Annotated in this window: 17 protein-coding genes; 9 read left to right on the forward strand and 8 right to left on the reverse strand. The window is 45.8% G+C overall.

The window, feature by feature from the left end:
- The first annotated feature begins 86 nt into the window (after positions 1-86).
- On the forward strand, positions 87-1,631 hold the full coding sequence (locus HG547_RS04730) for an EAL domain-containing protein (protein ID WP_169547149.1): 1,545 nt from the start codon (positions 87-89) through the stop codon (positions 1,629-1,631).
- Between the two features lie 59 nt (positions 1,632-1,690).
- On the opposite strand, the gene HG547_RS04735 is transcribed toward HG547_RS04730, so the two are convergent.
- The 4 genes from HG547_RS04735 to HG547_RS04750 all read right to left on the reverse strand — a co-directional run bounded on the left by HG547_RS04735 (position 1,691) and on the right by HG547_RS04750 (position 4,982).
- Complete coding sequence (locus tag HG547_RS04735; protein ID WP_169547150.1) at positions 1,691-3,007, reverse strand: ammonium transporter; 1,317 nt, start codon at positions 3,005-3,007, stop codon at positions 1,691-1,693.
- Positions 3,004-3,342, reverse strand: coding sequence for a P-II family nitrogen regulator (locus HG547_RS04740; protein ID WP_037422289.1), 339 nt, complete (start codon positions 3,340-3,342; stop codon positions 3,004-3,006). The genes HG547_RS04735 and HG547_RS04740 overlap by 4 nt, the downstream gene beginning before the upstream one ends.
- Positions 3,343-3,636: 294 nt before the next feature.
- A complete protein-coding gene (locus tag HG547_RS04745) occupies positions 3,637-4,620 on the reverse strand; it encodes a 2-dehydropantoate 2-reductase (protein ID WP_169547151.1) in 984 nt (327 codons plus the stop codon).
- A complete protein-coding gene (locus HG547_RS04750; protein WP_037422291.1) occupies positions 4,620-4,982 on the reverse strand; it encodes a VanZ family protein in 363 nt (120 codons plus the stop codon). Before HG547_RS04750 ends, HG547_RS04745 begins: the two co-directional genes overlap by 1 nt.
- A 162-nt stretch (positions 4,983-5,144) precedes the next feature.
- Between HG547_RS04750 and HG547_RS04755 the strand changes: the two genes are divergently transcribed.
- Positions 5,145-5,630 carry a YajQ family cyclic di-GMP-binding protein gene (locus tag HG547_RS04755; protein ID WP_011073585.1) on the forward strand — a complete coding sequence of 162 codons (486 nt, stop codon included), beginning with the start codon at positions 5,145-5,147 and terminating at the stop codon, positions 5,628-5,630.
- Positions 5,631-5,726: 96 nt separating this feature from the next.
- Here the strand turns inward: HG547_RS04755 and HG547_RS04760 are convergent, their stop codons facing one another.
- The 4 genes from HG547_RS04760 to HG547_RS04775 form a co-directional block, all read right to left on the reverse strand.
- Positions 5,727-7,112 carry an MFS transporter gene (locus HG547_RS04760; RefSeq protein ID WP_169547152.1) on the reverse strand — a complete coding sequence of 462 codons (1,386 nt, stop codon included), beginning with the start codon at positions 7,110-7,112 and terminating at the stop codon, positions 5,727-5,729.
- 157 nt (positions 7,113-7,269) lie between these two features.
- Positions 7,270-7,590, reverse strand: coding sequence for a hypothetical protein (locus tag HG547_RS04765; RefSeq protein WP_037421860.1), 321 nt, complete (start codon positions 7,588-7,590; stop codon positions 7,270-7,272).
- 70 nt (positions 7,591-7,660) lie between these two features.
- A complete protein-coding gene (locus HG547_RS04770) occupies positions 7,661-8,248 on the reverse strand; it encodes a peptidylprolyl isomerase (RefSeq protein WP_011073582.1) in 588 nt (195 codons plus the stop codon).
- A 33-nt stretch (positions 8,249-8,281) separates the two neighbouring features.
- Positions 8,282-8,848, reverse strand: coding sequence for a YajG family lipoprotein (locus tag HG547_RS04775; RefSeq protein ID WP_037421857.1), 567 nt, complete (start codon positions 8,846-8,848; stop codon positions 8,282-8,284).
- Positions 8,849-8,985: 137 nt separating this feature from the next.
- On the opposite strand from HG547_RS04775, the gene HG547_RS04780 reads away from it, so the two are divergent.
- From HG547_RS04780 to hpt, 7 genes are all read left to right on the forward strand, one after another.
- Positions 8,986-9,546 carry a porin family protein gene (locus HG547_RS04780; protein ID WP_169547153.1) on the forward strand — a complete coding sequence of 187 codons (561 nt, stop codon included), beginning with the start codon at positions 8,986-8,988 and terminating at the stop codon, positions 9,544-9,546.
- Positions 9,547-9,788: 242 nt separating this feature from the next.
- Positions 9,789-10,820 (forward strand): DUF2804 domain-containing protein, encoded by a 1,032-nt coding sequence (locus tag HG547_RS04785; RefSeq protein ID WP_169547154.1) that lies wholly within the window; start codon positions 9,789-9,791, stop codon positions 10,818-10,820.
- Positions 10,821-10,872: 52 nt separating this feature from the next.
- A complete protein-coding gene (locus HG547_RS04790; protein WP_169547155.1) occupies positions 10,873-11,736 on the forward strand; it encodes a sterol desaturase family protein in 864 nt (287 codons plus the stop codon).
- Positions 11,737-11,912: 176 nt separating this feature from the next.
- The gene (locus HG547_RS04795) at positions 11,913-12,548 is read left to right on the forward strand and encodes a hypothetical protein (protein WP_088586728.1); all 636 of its coding nucleotides are present in this window, start codon (positions 11,913-11,915) and stop codon (positions 12,546-12,548) included.
- Between the two features lie 168 nt (positions 12,549-12,716).
- A complete protein-coding gene (gene mpl, locus HG547_RS04800) occupies positions 12,717-14,114 on the forward strand; it encodes a UDP-N-acetylmuramate:L-alanyl-gamma-D-glutamyl-meso-diaminopimelate ligase (protein WP_169547156.1) in 1,398 nt (465 codons plus the stop codon).
- Position 14,115: 1 nt separating this feature from the next.
- Entirely contained in the window at positions 14,116-14,775 is a 660-nt protein-coding gene (locus HG547_RS04805; RefSeq protein ID WP_047539467.1) for a flavin prenyltransferase UbiX, read from the forward strand.
- A gap of 7 nt (positions 14,776-14,782) precedes the next feature.
- On the forward strand, positions 14,783-15,313 hold the full coding sequence (gene hpt / locus HG547_RS04810; RefSeq protein WP_037421839.1) for a hypoxanthine phosphoribosyltransferase: 531 nt from the start codon (positions 14,783-14,785) through the stop codon (positions 15,311-15,313).
- The last annotated feature ends 90 nt before the right edge of the window (positions 15,314-15,403 follow it).

The following is a 15,403-nucleotide window of genomic DNA, read 5'->3' on the forward strand; positions in this document are numbered from 1 at the left end:
TATTTGAGCTGTTTTATATTTATCATATGCAACGCAATGTTTAACCAAGATAAATCGCTATAATGGCAACAAGATAAGGATTCCGGATGCAGAATCGTATTAACAGCCTGTCGTCACTTTTACGCTTATTCATCTCTCAGTACGATCTTTCAGGCAAGCATTTATTCATTATGTTGTCTGTTCCTGTTGTCTTGGCTATCGCATCCAGTTTTATGGTGACGAGTTATTTGGTTGAGAAAAAGGTGCATGAAGTTGGTGAGTTTAATCTCAAACGGCTTGAGGATTTATTAAGCCAGTCTGAGTCAATTGGTCAGTATGCCAACACTCTTAGTCAAGGTGATTGTAGTGACCTGAATGAGTATATGAAGTTTAAGCCCTATTATCGTGGTGTACTGCTTTTTAATGCTTATGGTTTTTATTGTTCATCCACAAATGGTGAAATTGATTTTCCACTGAACACACTCTTACCTGAACCGACCCTAAAAGAGCCTACTTATTTTATTGTTCCTGAAACGCCTGCGCGTTTAGGTGTCCCTGCCATCATTGTTATTGCTACGCAGGTCAACCAAACGAGTGGAGCGGTTGTGATTATTGAAGGGCAATATTTTATCGACAGCTTTATTCAGCCAGAGGTGTTTCCTCGTCCTGTGCTGAATGTGGTATTGGGGTTGAAGGGCGCGACATTACCGACTGTGCCACAGTTTGGTGATGGGAAAGTTGTTGCCGTAAAGGCTGATAATTCGGAATTGGTGATCCTACTTGAGGTCTCGCAAGCGTTTTTTTGGTACTTTTTCTGGATATCTTTTGGGCTATCGCTCCCCGTTTTTTTGGCATTTACTTGGTTAGTCGGTTTACATCTTTGGCGTAAAAAAAACCGCTATTCACTGGCCGACGATATTAGAAGCGGGATCGAAAATAAAGAATTTTTCCTTGTATACCAACCTATTATTTGTACTGAAGACGGTAAGGCTAAAGGGGTTGAGGCATTAGTACGGTGGCTACATCCGCAAATGGGCTTGGTGCGGCCAGATCTATTTATTCCCATCGCGGAGCAGAGCCAACTGATCGTGCCGCTAACTAATTATATTTTTGAACGCGCTTTAGCCGATTTTAGTTTGTTTTCCGTGCAGCCAGGGTTTCGAATTGGCTTTAACGTAGCACCTGAGCATTTTATTCAAAGTGATATTGAAGCTAAATTTCGCTATTTAAAGGATGCTTTTTCTCAAATTGGTGTTCAACCTTTGATTGAGATTACCGAGCGGCAGCTATTAACGGCGGATATGTGCGAGCGAATTACAGCATTGCGTGAGCTTGGCATTTTAGTCGCTATTGATGATTTTGGCACCGGACAGACAACCTTATCGCTGCTGCAAACCTTTACCTTGGACTACCTTAAAATAGATAAGTGCTTTATCGATACCATAGGCCAAGATTCGGTCACTTCCCATGTGCTCGATACTATTATCGAACTCTGCCATAAAATGAATTATGTCGCTGTAGCAGAAGGGGTAGAAACACAGGAACAGGCGGATTATTTAATCAGTCGTGATGTGCATTTTCTGCAAGGATATTTATTCGCTAAACCGATGAAATTAGATGAGCTTGCCCTTTGGCTGAAGAAACGCAACTAACAACAACCGTCAGGATAGGTATCCTGACGGTTATAGGTTTTGCGTAGAGGTTGATGTGCTTACAGGCTGTAACCCGTTTCTTCATGTTCAGAAAGATCGAGCCCATTCACTTCTTGCTCACTGCTGACACGCAGTCCTCCAAGGAGTTTGCTAATAACGATAAACAAGAGCCAAGTCACTACTGCGGTATAACTAAAGGTCGCCGCGATACCAATCATTTGGACGCCGAGTTGGTCAAGCATAGTGTCGTTAACAGTGGCAAAACCATAGCCGCTGAAGATCCCAAGTTGAGTCGAACTAAAAACGCCAGCGAGCAACGTACCGAGGATGCCGCCTACACCATGGACAGGAAATACATCGAGAGAGTCGTCAATCTTCAATTTTTGTTTAATGTAAACCGTTGAAAAGAAACAGACCACCCCGCCAAGAAAACCAATCACTAAGGCTCCTGCTGGGCCAACATAACCCGATGCAGGCGTGATTGTTCCCAAACCCGCCACCATACCTGTAACGATACCAAGTGCGCTGGCTTTACCAAATTTATACCATTCAATCCCAGCCCAAGTGATGGCACCCATCGACGCCGCCAAATGGGTCGCGAGTATTGCCATTGCCGCTGTACCATTGGCGCCTAAGGCGCTGCCGCCATTAAAGCCAAACCAGCCCACCCACAGCATGCCCGCACCTGTGACAGTCATGGTCAAGTTGTGGGGCATAATCGCTGAGTTTAAAAATCCCCTGCGTGGGCCAAGTACTTTTGCCGCAACCAGTGCCGCTACCCCTGCGGTAATGTGTACGACTGTGCCGCCGGCAAAGTCATAGAGCCCAAGCTCAGCTAACCAGCCGCCACCCCATACCCAGTGGGTGATAGGTGCATAGACTAACAGCAGCCAAGTGCTTGAGAATATGAGTACCGCAGAAAATTTCATTCGCTCAGCAAAGCCGCCGATAATCAGCGCTGGCGTGATAATGGCAAAGGTCATTTGGAATAGCATAAACAAAGGTTCGGGAATGTCACCGCTCATACTCTCACGACCAATGCTGGCTAAAAATGCTTTATTTAGCCCACCGATAAAACCATTGCCTGTATCGAAGGCGATGGAGTAACCCACGACAAACCAGAGTATTGAGGCAATAGCAGCAATCGAAAAACACTGCATTAAAATGGAGAGCACGTTTTTGCTACGCACCAGTCCACCGTAAAATAATGCCAGTCCTGGGAGCGTCATCAGTAATACTAAGGCTGATGAACTTAAAATCCATGCGGTGTTGGCACCGCTCAACTGCGCCTCATCGGCGAATACTGGAGCGGTAAAGCTACTCGCGATGAGGATAAGTAACGCTTGATAACTGCACTTAGATTTTGGATTGATCATATGGCATCGCTCCCTTCTTCAGAGGTGCGAACGCGGATCACTTGCTCGAGCGGAGTGACAAAAATTTTACCGTCACCGACTTTGCCTGTGCGAGCGGCTTGGATGATGGCTTCGATTACAGCTTCTTCAAGCTCTGAGTGGATCGCGATTTCAAGCTTCATTTTGGGAAGAAAGTCGACAGCATATTCGGCGCCGCGATAGAGCTCTGTGTGCCCCTTTTGCCGGCCAAAACCCCTCACTTCAGTCACTGTCATGCCGTGGACGCCCAGTTGAGTGAGCGCTTCACGTACATCATCAATTTTGAAAGGTTTAATAATTGCGGTGATGAGTTTCAACTTTATTCTCCAACGAACATCAGGCATCAGTTCGTTGGATATAGCAGGAATTAGGCCACAACAATAAACGTTTTATTATCATTATGTTAATAATGTGGTGCACCCAAATAAATCTTATTTTTGCTGCAAAATAGTGCAAAAATAGATGAGCGCGCCCTGACTTGGTGCGCGCCCTTGGTGCGTTAAATGTAAAAAAGCCAATTAGGGTGCATTTAAACACTGTTAAGTATTATCGAGAATGATTTTCTACGGCAGGCTTATATTAAATCTATTTAAAATCAATTGAATATATGATTATCGTGGTAACGTTATTGCCGAAAGCTGTTTAATAGCGCTGACCATCTTGGCATTAGTTGCTGCACTTAAACTGTGCGCGTTGGCGCGGTCACAAATATAGCCATTAATTTGGTCTATCTCGGTGAGTCTGTGGTTTGCAACATCTTGGTGCATCGATGAGAAGTTTGCGGCAGTGAGTTCAATCACTCGATAGACGCGCTCCTCTAAGAAGTGCCTGTCGAGCTCAATTCCATCATGTGCGGCAACGTCGACTAATTCATCTAGGATACTAGCAATGGTGTCACTAAACTCAGCTTGAGCCAAAGCGCCGTTGGGGCATTGATGCAGCGCCGTAAGAGGATTGATTGCGGCGTTTACGGCCAGTTTTTGCCAAAGACAGGGGATAATCGCCTCAACCCACTCACTGTTTGGGATGGCATGTAATAGGTTATCTCGCAGCGTTTGTGGTAACGCCGGGCCGGTAAAGTGACCCAACTGGGTTAAGCCTTGGCCGGTTTGCTTAACTTGCCAACATGACTGACGTAATATGCCCTGCGAGGTCGTGCCTAAGCTTAGGCCGCGGCCATTTAACATTGGTGCGAGCGCGAGGTGTGGCCCCATACCATTATGTAATAATAGGATATGACATTGTGGCGATAACTTGTTGAGTAAAGGACCTATTGCATCAATGACTTGATAAGCTTTTACGCACACAATCAACAGTTGTACTTGCTGTAAGTGGGCTTTGTCGGCGCTAAGCAGCGGGACTCGATAGGACACAGAGTCAGTAACGGCATCGCTTGGGGACAAAGGGCTAAATACCAAGTCTTGCCAATCAGTTGCTTCAAGGTTTGATACCGAGGAGTCCCGTGCAATTAAGCCTACCGCTAATCCCGCCGAAGACAATTGATGGCAAATCAATTGCCCTACAGCACCTGCGCCTAAAATCGCGATATTAGTGGCTTGAGACTCTATAGCTAATGGCACATCTTGGCCTAACATTATTCTTCCTTGAGTTGTGCGGCACTAACATATTTTCGATAGGCCCAAAGACAAAAATAAAACAAGGCAATACCCGCAAAATCAGCTAACACATCACCTATTGAAGCGCTGCGATAGGGTAGGCGGGATTGCACAATCTCAATTAACATCGCGTAAGTTGCAAGTACCAGTGAGAGCCAATACCACTTCGGACGAAAGGCGAGATAGGTCAGATACGAGAGGCAGAAAAAGCTTCCAAGATGGCCTACTTTATCGATATGGGGGATGCTTTGCGAATAGGTTGGTCTGGAGAACACCAGATAACTGATCACGACAAAGGCTACGGCTAAAGCCAGTTTGAATAGGGTGTGTTTAGTTATCACAAATACAATTTGATAATCTTAGTGTGACGCCATAATAGGAAAATGTGTCGCCAAAGTCATCCCTAAGCCGAGTTTTATCTTGCTGGGACAAAGTTAACCTTCAACTTGGGGGAGGGAGTCGGTAAACTATGGGCATTTACAATCACCTAAGGGGCGGCAACTATGCCTTCATTTGATATTGTGTCTGAAGTTGACGAGGTTGAGTTACGTAACGCGGTCGAAAACTCTCGCCGTGAACTCAGCGGCCGATTTGATTTTCGTGGTAAAGATGCCAGCATCGATTACAAAGATCATGTGGTGACACTCACCGCAGAAGACGATTTCCAGTGCAAACAGTTAGTGGATATTTTACGTACTCAATTGAGCAAGCGTAATGTTGAGCCTTCGACTATGGATGTCGACGAAAAGTCAGTTCACAGTGGCAAGACTTTCTCCCTGAAAGTACGCTTTAAGCAGGGCATCGAGACGGATATCGCCAAGAAAATCGTTAAGATGGTCAAAGATAGTAAAATTAAAGTGCAATCGCAGATCCAAGGCGACACGGTGCGTGTGACGGGCAAAGCCCGTGATGATTTACAAGCTGTGATGGCGTTAGTGCGTCAAGCAGATCTTGGTCAGCCTTTCCAGTTCAATAACTTCCGCGATTAATCATGAAAATTGGCTTGAGTTCGCGTTAAGCTAACTTAAGCGTGGAAAATACAGTAAGCCCCAAACCTTTATGGTTTGGGGCTTTTTTATATCTGATTATTCTTGGTCTGGTTTGTTACTGACGTGGGGGGCGTATTTATTCACTAAATGAATAAGTAACAACACAGGAAAGCCTATCACGCTGGCTGCGACAAAGAAGTTCACATAACCATAGGCATCGACATAGGCGCCCGAGAAACCCGCAATAAACTTAGGGAACAGTACCATAATCGAAGACAGTAAGGCATATTGCGTCGCACTGTAGCCATTACTCGTGAGACTCGATAGATAGGCCATAAAGGCAACAGTAGCGATTCCTGCGCTAAAGTTGTCTACGGAAATGGCAAAGGTTAAAAATGGCACGTTATAGCCAATTAACGCCTGCCAAGCAAAGAGCAAATTAGTGACAGCAACCAACAGCGCACCAAGAAATAATATCTTCATGGTACCAAAGCGGGCTAACAGGACTCCGCCAAAGGCTGCGCCGACTAAGGTCATGATCAGGCCATAGATTTTACTTAAATAGGCAACTTCTTCCTTAGTGAATCCCATATCCACATAAAACACGTTTGCCATAATACCCATCACAATATCCGAGATCCGGTAGCAAGAAATCAGCAATAGGATGAGGATAGCACTGTAGCCATAGCGTTTGAAAAAGTCGATAAAGGGTAAAATACAGGCTGTGTATACCCATGACATGCCTGCGGCGATGATTCTTGGGTAAGTGGCGCTTAAGCGTTGTTTTAAGGCTAATTCAGTGGCATCGGCGGTGCGGGTATCGACTTTGGGCTCACGGCTAAAAAGCGTAGTCAAAACCCCAATAAACATCAGTCCAGCCATGACTAAATAGGAAGTTTGCCAAGCGATTAAGTTATATTCGGTATTACCTGGCTCAACCCAAGCTGCGATGGTCAGCGCGCCTGCGGTGGCGACTATCATGGCGCCGCGGTAACCTACTTGATAGGCGGCGGCTAAGGCGGCTTGCATTTTTTCTGGGGCAGATTCAATCCGAAAGGCATCAATCACAATATCTTGGGTGGCAGACGCAAAGGCAATCATTAATGCAAATAGTGCCAAGCGTTCGAGATCCTTGAGCGGATCACTAAAGGACATCCCCAAAATGGCGCCGACTAGCAACAGCTGGGCGAACAGCATCCAACTTCTCCGCCGGCCTAAAAAGCGCGTCAGTATGGGCAGAGATAATCTGTCCACCAAGGGCGACCAAGCCCATTTAAGGCCATAGGCTAATGTAATCCAGCTGAAATAACCGATAGCTGTGCGATCAACGCCGGCTTCACGCAACCAAAAGGATAACGTTGAAAAAACTAACATGTACGGTAGACCTGCGGAAAAACCTAACAATAATAGGATTAAAACCCGCTTGTGATAATAGACGCTGAGCGCATCGAGTGTACGTTGAATAAAACCGGTTACGAACATAAATTTTTGCCGAGGAGTCGAGTCCACCTAGCTTACGGGGAAGATGCGGTGGGATTCAAGGATTAATGCGTATCCTTTTTATGCTCGCTGGGTTTCTGTCCGAAAGGGCTGAAAATAAAAAAGACTCAGCAAGCTGAGTCTTTTAAGAAGGGATTGTTCAAGGTCGGATACCGATACAACCCGAGGGCATTTGGCCTCCCAAACAGAGGAAGTCACAGCACGCATGCAACTGCTGACACAGGTACTGATTGCCGCGGATCATCCAGTCTGGCCACTTACTAAAGCTATGGAGCAAGTGCCAAAACACGGTTTCCATTTCTGTTTGCGCTTCACTTGTTGGAATGAGTTGTTGCCATTCTTCAAGTGTGTCCCATAAATAGAGCTGGATCTCGCAGAAATCGAGTTCATCACTCAAAAACGCTTTCCCATATACTGCAAGTTGGGGCGCTTTATTATCGATAAATTCTTCAATCGTCACCCTTGCCTCCTTTCTTTCTGCTTGTACAGTATAGATGCAGGATTAGGGCTTTTGCTCAAATTTTTTTCGATTATTTTTTGGGGAGTAATTTAGCTGTTTTCAATATGATAGGTGTTACTGGCACATCGGGCCAATTCAGTTTGGCATTAGTAGTGGTCTCTACCACAGCCATGGCTTCGAGGACTTGCTTTCCTTCGATCACTTCACCAAATACCGCATATCCCCAACGACGTTTTGATGGGTCAAGCTTTGTATTGTCCGCAACATTAAAATAAAACTGACGGGTGGCAGAATGGGGCTCATTATCGCGCGCCATGGCGATGGTGCCCATGCTATTTGATAAACCATTACCCGACTCGTTGACTATCGGCTTGCCCGCTGGCAACTCTTCTAATTGTGGATTCAGCCCACCGCCTTGCACCACAAAGTCACTGATCACGCGATGGAAAATCGTGTTGTTGTACTCGCCTTTGACCACATAGGTGAGGAAGTTATCAACCGTAATCGGCGCGCGAGTTCTATCGAGTTCGACGACAATCTTACCTAAACTCGTATCAAACTCGACCTGTGGATACAAGCTATCGGGTTGAATGTCGATTGCCGCCCAGCTGCTATAACTTGCACAGAGAACTAAAAGTGCGGATATCCAACGAAACATCATTCTTTCCTTAATCATTATAAACTTGCGCAATTATTGTTGTAGAAACTGGTTTAACTCTGGGTCATTTAGAATCTCCCCTGTGAGTTGACCGAGGAGCTTATTCATATCCATTTCTAAGGTGGCAAAGTCAGGAGTTAATGGGCCTTTTAAGACCCCCTTGGCTTTATAGCGTTTGACCAATTCTTGATTAGAATTACGTGCTTGGACTGCGATACGGACGCTGTGTTTGGCTTCGTAGCCAAAGGTCTTTTTGGTGACATCCATCTGTAATTCTTCTAATTGAATTTGAACAGAGTTGGTTGCACTGGGATCGATTTGGTATCCCGCTTGAGTGAAACCGTTACGAAATACTTCGTCGAGCAATAATTTAGGGGGCTCGCTTGGGCCGACTAAACGGGTTTTGGTGCCTTCTTCCATAAAACGCGCAACGTATTCGGCGTTACGAGTGTCGATTGTGTCTAGTGAGATTTGCAGCGGTCTTGAAGTCTGTTGGCTAATATCTGGAACCTGTGGACTAAATGCCATATGAGTCGGATTTTGGCTCGCGCAGCCTACAAAAAGTAAAGGAAAAGTCAGCGTCAATAATAACCGTTTCATGTGGAATCTCATGCTAGTAAAAAGTGGTTACAGCATACCAGAAATCATCTCTGTTGCCACAATGCATAGGTGTTCAGTTTTTGTACAGGGTTGGGGGCTATGATATGACTACCTTATAATAATGGAATATTAACAATATGAAGTACTTAAAAATAAATGTTTGCGTGTTATTTCTCGCTTTATGTGCTGGTTTTGCTGGTAATGCCAATGCCACCGATTCACCCCATGTGTTAGGCGGCAGCTTAGGCTATGGTACCCAAGAGTTTGAAACTAAAAGCGGTAAATATGATGCGGGTGATACATTTACTGGCGACTTGTATTACCGCTATATGCTCAACGAGCATTTTGGATTTGAAGTGGGTTATTTTGCGGGCTCTGGTGGCGTGGCGAGTGCGCTTGTTAGTGCGATCAGTGATATAAAAGACTTAGATTACCAAGGCGTGAGAGCCACTGCTTACGGTGAGTATGCTCTGTCTCGTGGTAATAGTCTGTATGCCAAACTTGGTGCAGCCTACACTAAAGTGAGTTATGAGTTTGAAAAGCAGGAGATGGATTCGGACGATGTGGGCTTTTACGGCGCTATCGGTTGGCAATATCGTTTTCGCTCTGGCTTTGGGCTAAATCTCGAATACCAATATGTGCCGATGAAAGAGCTAGAGTTACAAGGGGTAAACTTTGGTATCAGCTATCGTTTTTAACGGCTAAGGTGTTCCACTGGATTCGTCAATATTTGATTAAGTGGGTTTGTCTCAACTAAGCGCCTTTGGGCGCTTTTTTAATGGCTTTTTGGGGAAACTAAACCGAACTCCTCTCGGCAACAAAATCACAACAATTTGAGCTTGCACTCTTTTAATGCAATGAATGACAGGTTAGAGTAAAAATTCAACATTAAATAAGAGAGCATAAATGCTCCCTCGAGTGCAAAAGCAAAGGCGAAGTTATGTCTAGGATTATCACCCAAATCGCCCCCGACAGTTTGATCAATGCCAAAGGTCAGCCACATTTTGGTCATTTCGACGGTATAGTCAGTCGCTTAGGTTTAGCGGATTTTGCCTATTTCGATACTATGGATAAGCCCGCATCGGCTTGGGCGAAACGGTTTGACTATAAGCAGTTCCAATTTATTTCTATCGTTACGCCCCGTTATATTATTGGTGTTGCGCTCGCGGATATCGCCTACCTTGGCAGTGGATTTTGTTATTTATACGATATTAAAAACAATAGGTTAACTCAGCAGGACTGGCTAAAACCCCTTGGGTTTGGCTACCGGATGACGCCTTCTCCAGCCAATGGCACGGCAACCATTGGCGGCAAAGGTAAGCGCATAACCTTTAAAATCCAAGAGGGGAGTTGGCATTTAGTCATTGATACTAAAAGCATTCAAGCCGATTTAACCTTACATGCATTGCCTTTAAGTTTACCTATGGCCATGTGTAGCCCCACGGGATACAACGGCTGGACCTATACCCAAAAACACAATGGTTTATCGGTCAAAGGACAACTCACCATAGACCATGAACCGCAGCCATTGAATTTCGCCCTCGCAGGCTATGATTTTTCCGCGGGCTTTATGCGCCGAGATACCAGTTGGCGTTGGGCATCGCTGAGTGCGCAAATTGACGACGGAGTGGTTGGATTAAATCTTGCTGCGGGCGTGAATGAAACTGGTGCTAATGAAAATGTGTTTTGGATCAATGGTGAGCGGCATTTACTCGGACCAGTACAATTTGAATTTGACCGTCATGGCCAGCAGGGAACAGATCTCTGGCGTATTCATAGTCACGATGGCCGCGTCGATTTAGAGTTTACCGCGAGAAATTGCCGCAGTGAGAAACGCAATTTTATCTTGCTGAAGAGTAACTTCCGTCAATATCTGGGGCTTTTTAGCGGTTTTATCATTGACAATCAGGGGCGGAAATTCCAACTCAACAATCTATTGGGATTAACCGAGGATCATTACGCTCGCTGGTAGACTATGGGCAGATTTACGCTTTAATACAATAATAACAATAGGATAAAGGTATATGGATATCGCTGCGTTAATTAATCATCCCGAAGTGCTGTTACTGGTATTGGCTCCACTGTTTTTTGTCTGCATTTTGCTGGAATGGTATTTCGGTGACAGAAGACAAAAACAGCCCGTTAGCGCCCGTTACTATCCAAAGGAAGTGTTGTGTAATTTTAGCCTTGCCGCCATGCACCAAGGAATGGATATTTTGGCGGGTTTGCTGATCGCTAAATTGTATCTTGCGGTATTTGGTTGGAAATTATTCGATATTCAAATGGGGCCATTCAGCTTTGTGCTGCTGATGATTGCCCAAGATTTTTGCTATTACTGGTTCCATCGGGCGAGTCACAGGATACGTTGGATGTGGGCGGCCCATGTGGTGCACCACAGTTCGGAGAATATGAATTTTAGCACAGCGTTTCGGCAAAGCTTGATGTATCCCTTTGCGGGAATGTGGGTGTTTTGGTTACCGCTGGTGATCTTGGGTTTTGATCCTAATTGGGTGGTATTTGTGGTGCTGCTGAATTTGGGATTACAGTTTTTTGTGCATACTCAAGCAGTAAGAAAGCTCGGCCCATTAGAATGGCTGTTTAATACACCTTCCCATCACAGGGTGCACCATGGGCGTAATCCGCAATATATCGATAAAAATTATGCTGGCATTTTAATTATTTGGGACAAACTCTTCGGTACCTTTGTGCCCGAAGAGGAAACCGTGATTTATGGCATCACTAAACCCGTCAACAGTTTTAATCCAATCAAAGTGACCTTTAGCGAATGGCGCGATATGTTTAGTGATGTCACGACTAAGGGGCTGAGCTTTTCAGAGCGGCTTAAGCTGTTATTCGCCCCTCCTGCCAGTCAGCAAAAAGATAAGTGAGTTGCTTAAATTCAGGAATCATCCATCTTCAAATAGTTCAAATGGGTAATTGGAGTCAGATCTTAACCTTGCTAGCCTACTTTTCTTTTTTTGCAAATTAATCGCTGAAAAAATATACAGAATCACGCTTTAGTGGTAATTTTTTGTACAAGTGATTCATCTGAGTAGGTTGTCGTATGGTTGATGAGCCGCATTTAACCTTAGAGGAATTAGCTTGTTTTAGAGAGCTATTTTCCCCCAATCGCATAACCCATAGCACTGAGGACGCTCATCCTGAGCCTTTGGTTAACCATGTATTAACGGTCAAAACCGAGGTGCCACAGGCGCTCGCCTCGCTATTGGGTAAGGCCAAGCTGACCCTATTGGCTGAAGTCGGCTCCTATAAACTCTGGTTTCCCCTTGAGATGCGCCTCGATGATTTTGGCCAATTACAGCCAACTCTTGGGGTGCCTGAAGTGTTAGACGCGAAAGGGGCTGAGCGGAGTTGGCGTTTGACTCAGCCTGAAGATGTGTGGATCTTCGACCAAGATCAGGGCGAACAATGGTCTGTGGTGTCTTTATCGAGTTCTGGCATGGCGATTCGTGCTAAATCGTCACAACAGTTTGAACAGTTGGTCGATAGCCAAGAACTGCAATTACAGTTGCCCGATGGTGAAACCATGCGGGTTAAAATCGAGCCTATCCGCCATGAAGAGGGACTGGCGATTGTCAGATTTCAGGCCGAAGCCGAAGAGCGAGAAGCCCTACGTCAATTCCTCTTTAATCGTCACCGCAGTCAATATCCCAAGCTCTATGCCAGCTTGCGCGGATAAGTGAGCCTAGTGGCATAATTCTGTTAGTTAAACTTCAGCCAATTGTTAAAATTTATTCCGTTCTCAGGATCTTTGCCGAAGATGTGGCTTTTCCGAGATCCTAACCTGCCAATCTGCTGTGCTATGGATTAGAATAGCCTTGAATTCAAAAACATCAGAGCGAGCGGTATGCACGTACATATTTTAGGAATTTGTGGAACCTTCATGGGTGGTCTTGCACTCTTGGCTAGGGCAAAAGGGCACAGAGTGACAGGCTCGGATGCCAACGTCTATCCACCGATGAGTACGCAGCTTGAAGAGCAAGGTATTGAACTCATTCAAGGTTTTGATCCAAGTCAGTTAGGTGAAGCGGGCAGTTATCCCGATCTTGTGGTGATTGGTAATGCCATGAGCCGAGGTAATCCTTGTGTCGAAGCGGTATTAAACCTTGGGATCCCTTACACCTCTGGACCACAGTTTTTAGCCGATCATATTCTGCCTGAGCGTTGGGTATTAGCCGTATCTGGTACCCATGGAAAAACCTCCACTTCAAGCATGCTGGCGTGGATCTTAGAGGACTGTGGTTATCAACCCGGTTTCTTGATTGGCGGCGTGCCACAAAACTTTGGCGTGTCGGCCCGTTTAGGGGAATCGGCATTTTTTGTGGTCGAAGCCGATGAATACGACAGCGCCTTCTTCGATAAGCGTTCTAAATTTGTGCATTATCATCCCCGTACGCTGGTGATTAATAACCTCGAATTTGACCATGCTGATATTTTTGCCGATTTAGCGGCGATCCAAAAACAGTTCCATCATTTGATCCGAACCGTGCCAGGACAAGGCAAAGTGATTTGGCCTACCGATTCCCACGCGGTAAAGCAAACCATTGAGATGGGCTGCTGGAGCGAACAAGAGACCTTCCATACCACTGATGCGACGAAAGGTTGGCATGCTAAGGCCTTAAGTGATGATTGCCATGAGTTTGAAGTCTTCTTCGATGGCGAATCACAAGGCGTGCTCGAATGGACGCTGATTGGTCAGCACAATATCGAAAATGCAGTAATGGCCATCGCAGCCGCGCGCCATGTTGGGGTTAAACCGAGTGCTGCGATTGATGCATTAACCCGCTTTGTACCGCCGAAACGTCGCCTAGAGTTGTTGGGCACTGTCCACGGCGTCAGCGTATACGATGATTTTGCCCACCATCCAACGGCGATTGCGACCACTATTAAGGGCATGCGTGCCAAGGTCGGTCAAAGCAAAATCACTATCGTATTAGAACCTCGCTCGAACACGATGAAGAGTGGAGTGCATAAAGACACTTTGGCCCATTCAATGCTGCAAGCGGACGAAGCCTTTTTATATCAAGCCGATACTATCGATTGGAATATGAAAGAGGCGATGGAAGCAGCGGTGATCCCTGTGACTGTCCTACATCAAATTGATGATGTTGTCGCTAAAGTGGCAGCCTCGGCAAAAGCGGGTGACACTATCGTGGTGATGAGTAACGGTGGTTTTGGCGGCTTACATAAAAAGCTGTTGGTGGCGCTTGAAGTTAGCCCACAGTTTGTTCAGCAGGCGGACTAATATGGCCTATGCCAAATCTGAGAAAGCCATTAGCTTAGCCTGGACAGGAGCCTCGGGTGCGCCCTATGGTTTGAAGTTATTAGAATGCTTATTAGCCTCGGGCTACCAAGTTTTTTTAATGATCTCAAGCGCTGCTCGGGTGGTGCTGGCGACTGAACATGGCTTGCAACTCAGTGCTAACAGCGATAAAGCCAAGGCGCAATTGTTAGAGGTGCTTGCAGAAAAGAATGCAACTTTATCTGGCGAGTTAGTGGTATTAGGCAAGGATGAGTGGTTTTCGCCGCCAGCCTCAGGCAGTGCAGCACCCAAACAAATGGTGATCTGTCCTTGCTCGACTGGGACACTGGCAGCTGTTGCGACGGGAATGAGCAATAATTTGCTCGAGCGCGCGGCAGATGTGGTGTTAAAAGAACGTGGTCAACTGATCCTCGTTCCGCGGGAAACTCCCTTTAATGCCATACACTTAGAGCATATGCTCAACCTATCGCGCTTAGGTGTCACTATTATGCCTGCGGCGCCTGGCTTTTATCACAATCCCAAATCGGTTGAAGATCTGGTAGACTTCATGGTCGCTCGAATCCTCGATCATTTGGGCGTTGACCATGCATTAACGAGTCGTTGGGGTTATGACAAACACTCCCCTACTGACATCGACAATTGAGACTGATATGAAACACACCACCGAAGTGATGATCTCCGCTGAAGAGATTAGCCAAAAATTGGATCAAATGGCCGAGCAAATCAATGCCCACTATGCCAACAGCGAGCGTTTGCTGATGGTGGGATTATTAAAAGGCTCAGTCGTATTTATGGCTGATCTGTGCCGCCGTATTAAAGGCCATGTTGAAATCGATTTTATGTCGGTTTCGAGTTATGGCAATTCCATGACCAGCTCACGGGATGTGAAAGTGCTGAAGGATGTGCAATCGGATATCGCGGGCCGCGACGTGTTGATTGTGGAAGACTTAATTGACTCGGGTAACACCTTAAACAAAGTGCGCGAAATGCTGTTATTGCGTGAGCCAAAGAGCTTAGCCCTGTGCACTCTGTTGGATAAACCCGAGCGCCGCGAAGTGGATGTCAAAGTCGACTTTATCGGTTTTACTATCCCAGATGAGTTTATTGTGGGTTACGGCATCGATTATGCTGAGCAATATCGCAACTTACCTTATATCGCCAAAGTGGTGCCGCTCGAATAAGCTCAGATGCGTTATGACTCAAACTCCCGCCTAGGCGGGAGTTTTGTTTTGTGTAGAAAGTTGGTCACACGAATGCGATTTGGTGTAACT

The sequence above is a fragment of the Shewanella sp. DNRA4 genome (genome assembly GCF_012843185.1).
In the GTDB taxonomy this organism is placed as follows: domain Bacteria; phylum Pseudomonadota; class Gammaproteobacteria; order Enterobacterales; family Shewanellaceae; genus Shewanella; species Shewanella xiamenensis.

Excerpts from the sequence above, each read along its gene's own strand:
- HG547_RS04770 (WP_011073582.1), bottom strand. The coding sequence starts at position 8,248 with ATGTTTCGTTGGATATCCGCACTTTTAGTTCTCTGTGCAAGTTATAGC.
- HG547_RS04790 (WP_169547155.1), top strand. The coding sequence starts at position 10,873 with ATGGATATCGCTGCGTTAATTAATCATCCCGAAGTGCTGTTACTGGTA.
- hpt (WP_037421839.1), top strand. The coding sequence starts at position 14,783 with ATGAAACACACCACCGAAGTGATGATCTCCGCTGAAGAGATTAGCCAA.
- mpl (WP_169547156.1), top strand. The coding sequence starts at position 12,717 with ATGCACGTACATATTTTAGGAATTTGTGGAACCTTCATGGGTGGTCTT.
- HG547_RS04755 (WP_011073585.1), top strand. The coding sequence starts at position 5,145 with ATGCCTTCATTTGATATTGTGTCTGAAGTTGACGAGGTTGAGTTACGT.
- HG547_RS04735 (WP_169547150.1), bottom strand. The coding sequence starts at position 3,007 with ATGATCAATCCAAAATCTAAGTGCAGTTATCAAGCGTTACTTATCCTC.
- HG547_RS04730 (WP_169547149.1), top strand. The coding sequence starts at position 87 with ATGCAGAATCGTATTAACAGCCTGTCGTCACTTTTACGCTTATTCATC.
- HG547_RS04795 (WP_088586728.1), top strand. The coding sequence starts at position 11,913 with ATGGTTGATGAGCCGCATTTAACCTTAGAGGAATTAGCTTGTTTTAGA.
- HG547_RS04785 (WP_169547154.1), top strand. The coding sequence starts at position 9,789 with ATGTCTAGGATTATCACCCAAATCGCCCCCGACAGTTTGATCAATGCC.
- HG547_RS04760 (WP_169547152.1), bottom strand. The coding sequence starts at position 7,112 with ATGTTCGTAACCGGTTTTATTCAACGTACACTCGATGCGCTCAGCGTC.
- HG547_RS04780 (WP_169547153.1), top strand. The coding sequence starts at position 8,986 with ATGAAGTACTTAAAAATAAATGTTTGCGTGTTATTTCTCGCTTTATGT.
- HG547_RS04805 (WP_047539467.1), top strand. The coding sequence starts at position 14,116 with ATGGCCTATGCCAAATCTGAGAAAGCCATTAGCTTAGCCTGGACAGGA.
- HG547_RS04775 (WP_037421857.1), bottom strand. The coding sequence starts at position 8,848 with ATGAAACGGTTATTATTGACGCTGACTTTTCCTTTACTTTTTGTAGGC.
- HG547_RS04745 (WP_169547151.1), bottom strand. The coding sequence starts at position 4,620 with ATGTTAGGCCAAGATGTGCCATTAGCTATAGAGTCTCAAGCCACTAAT.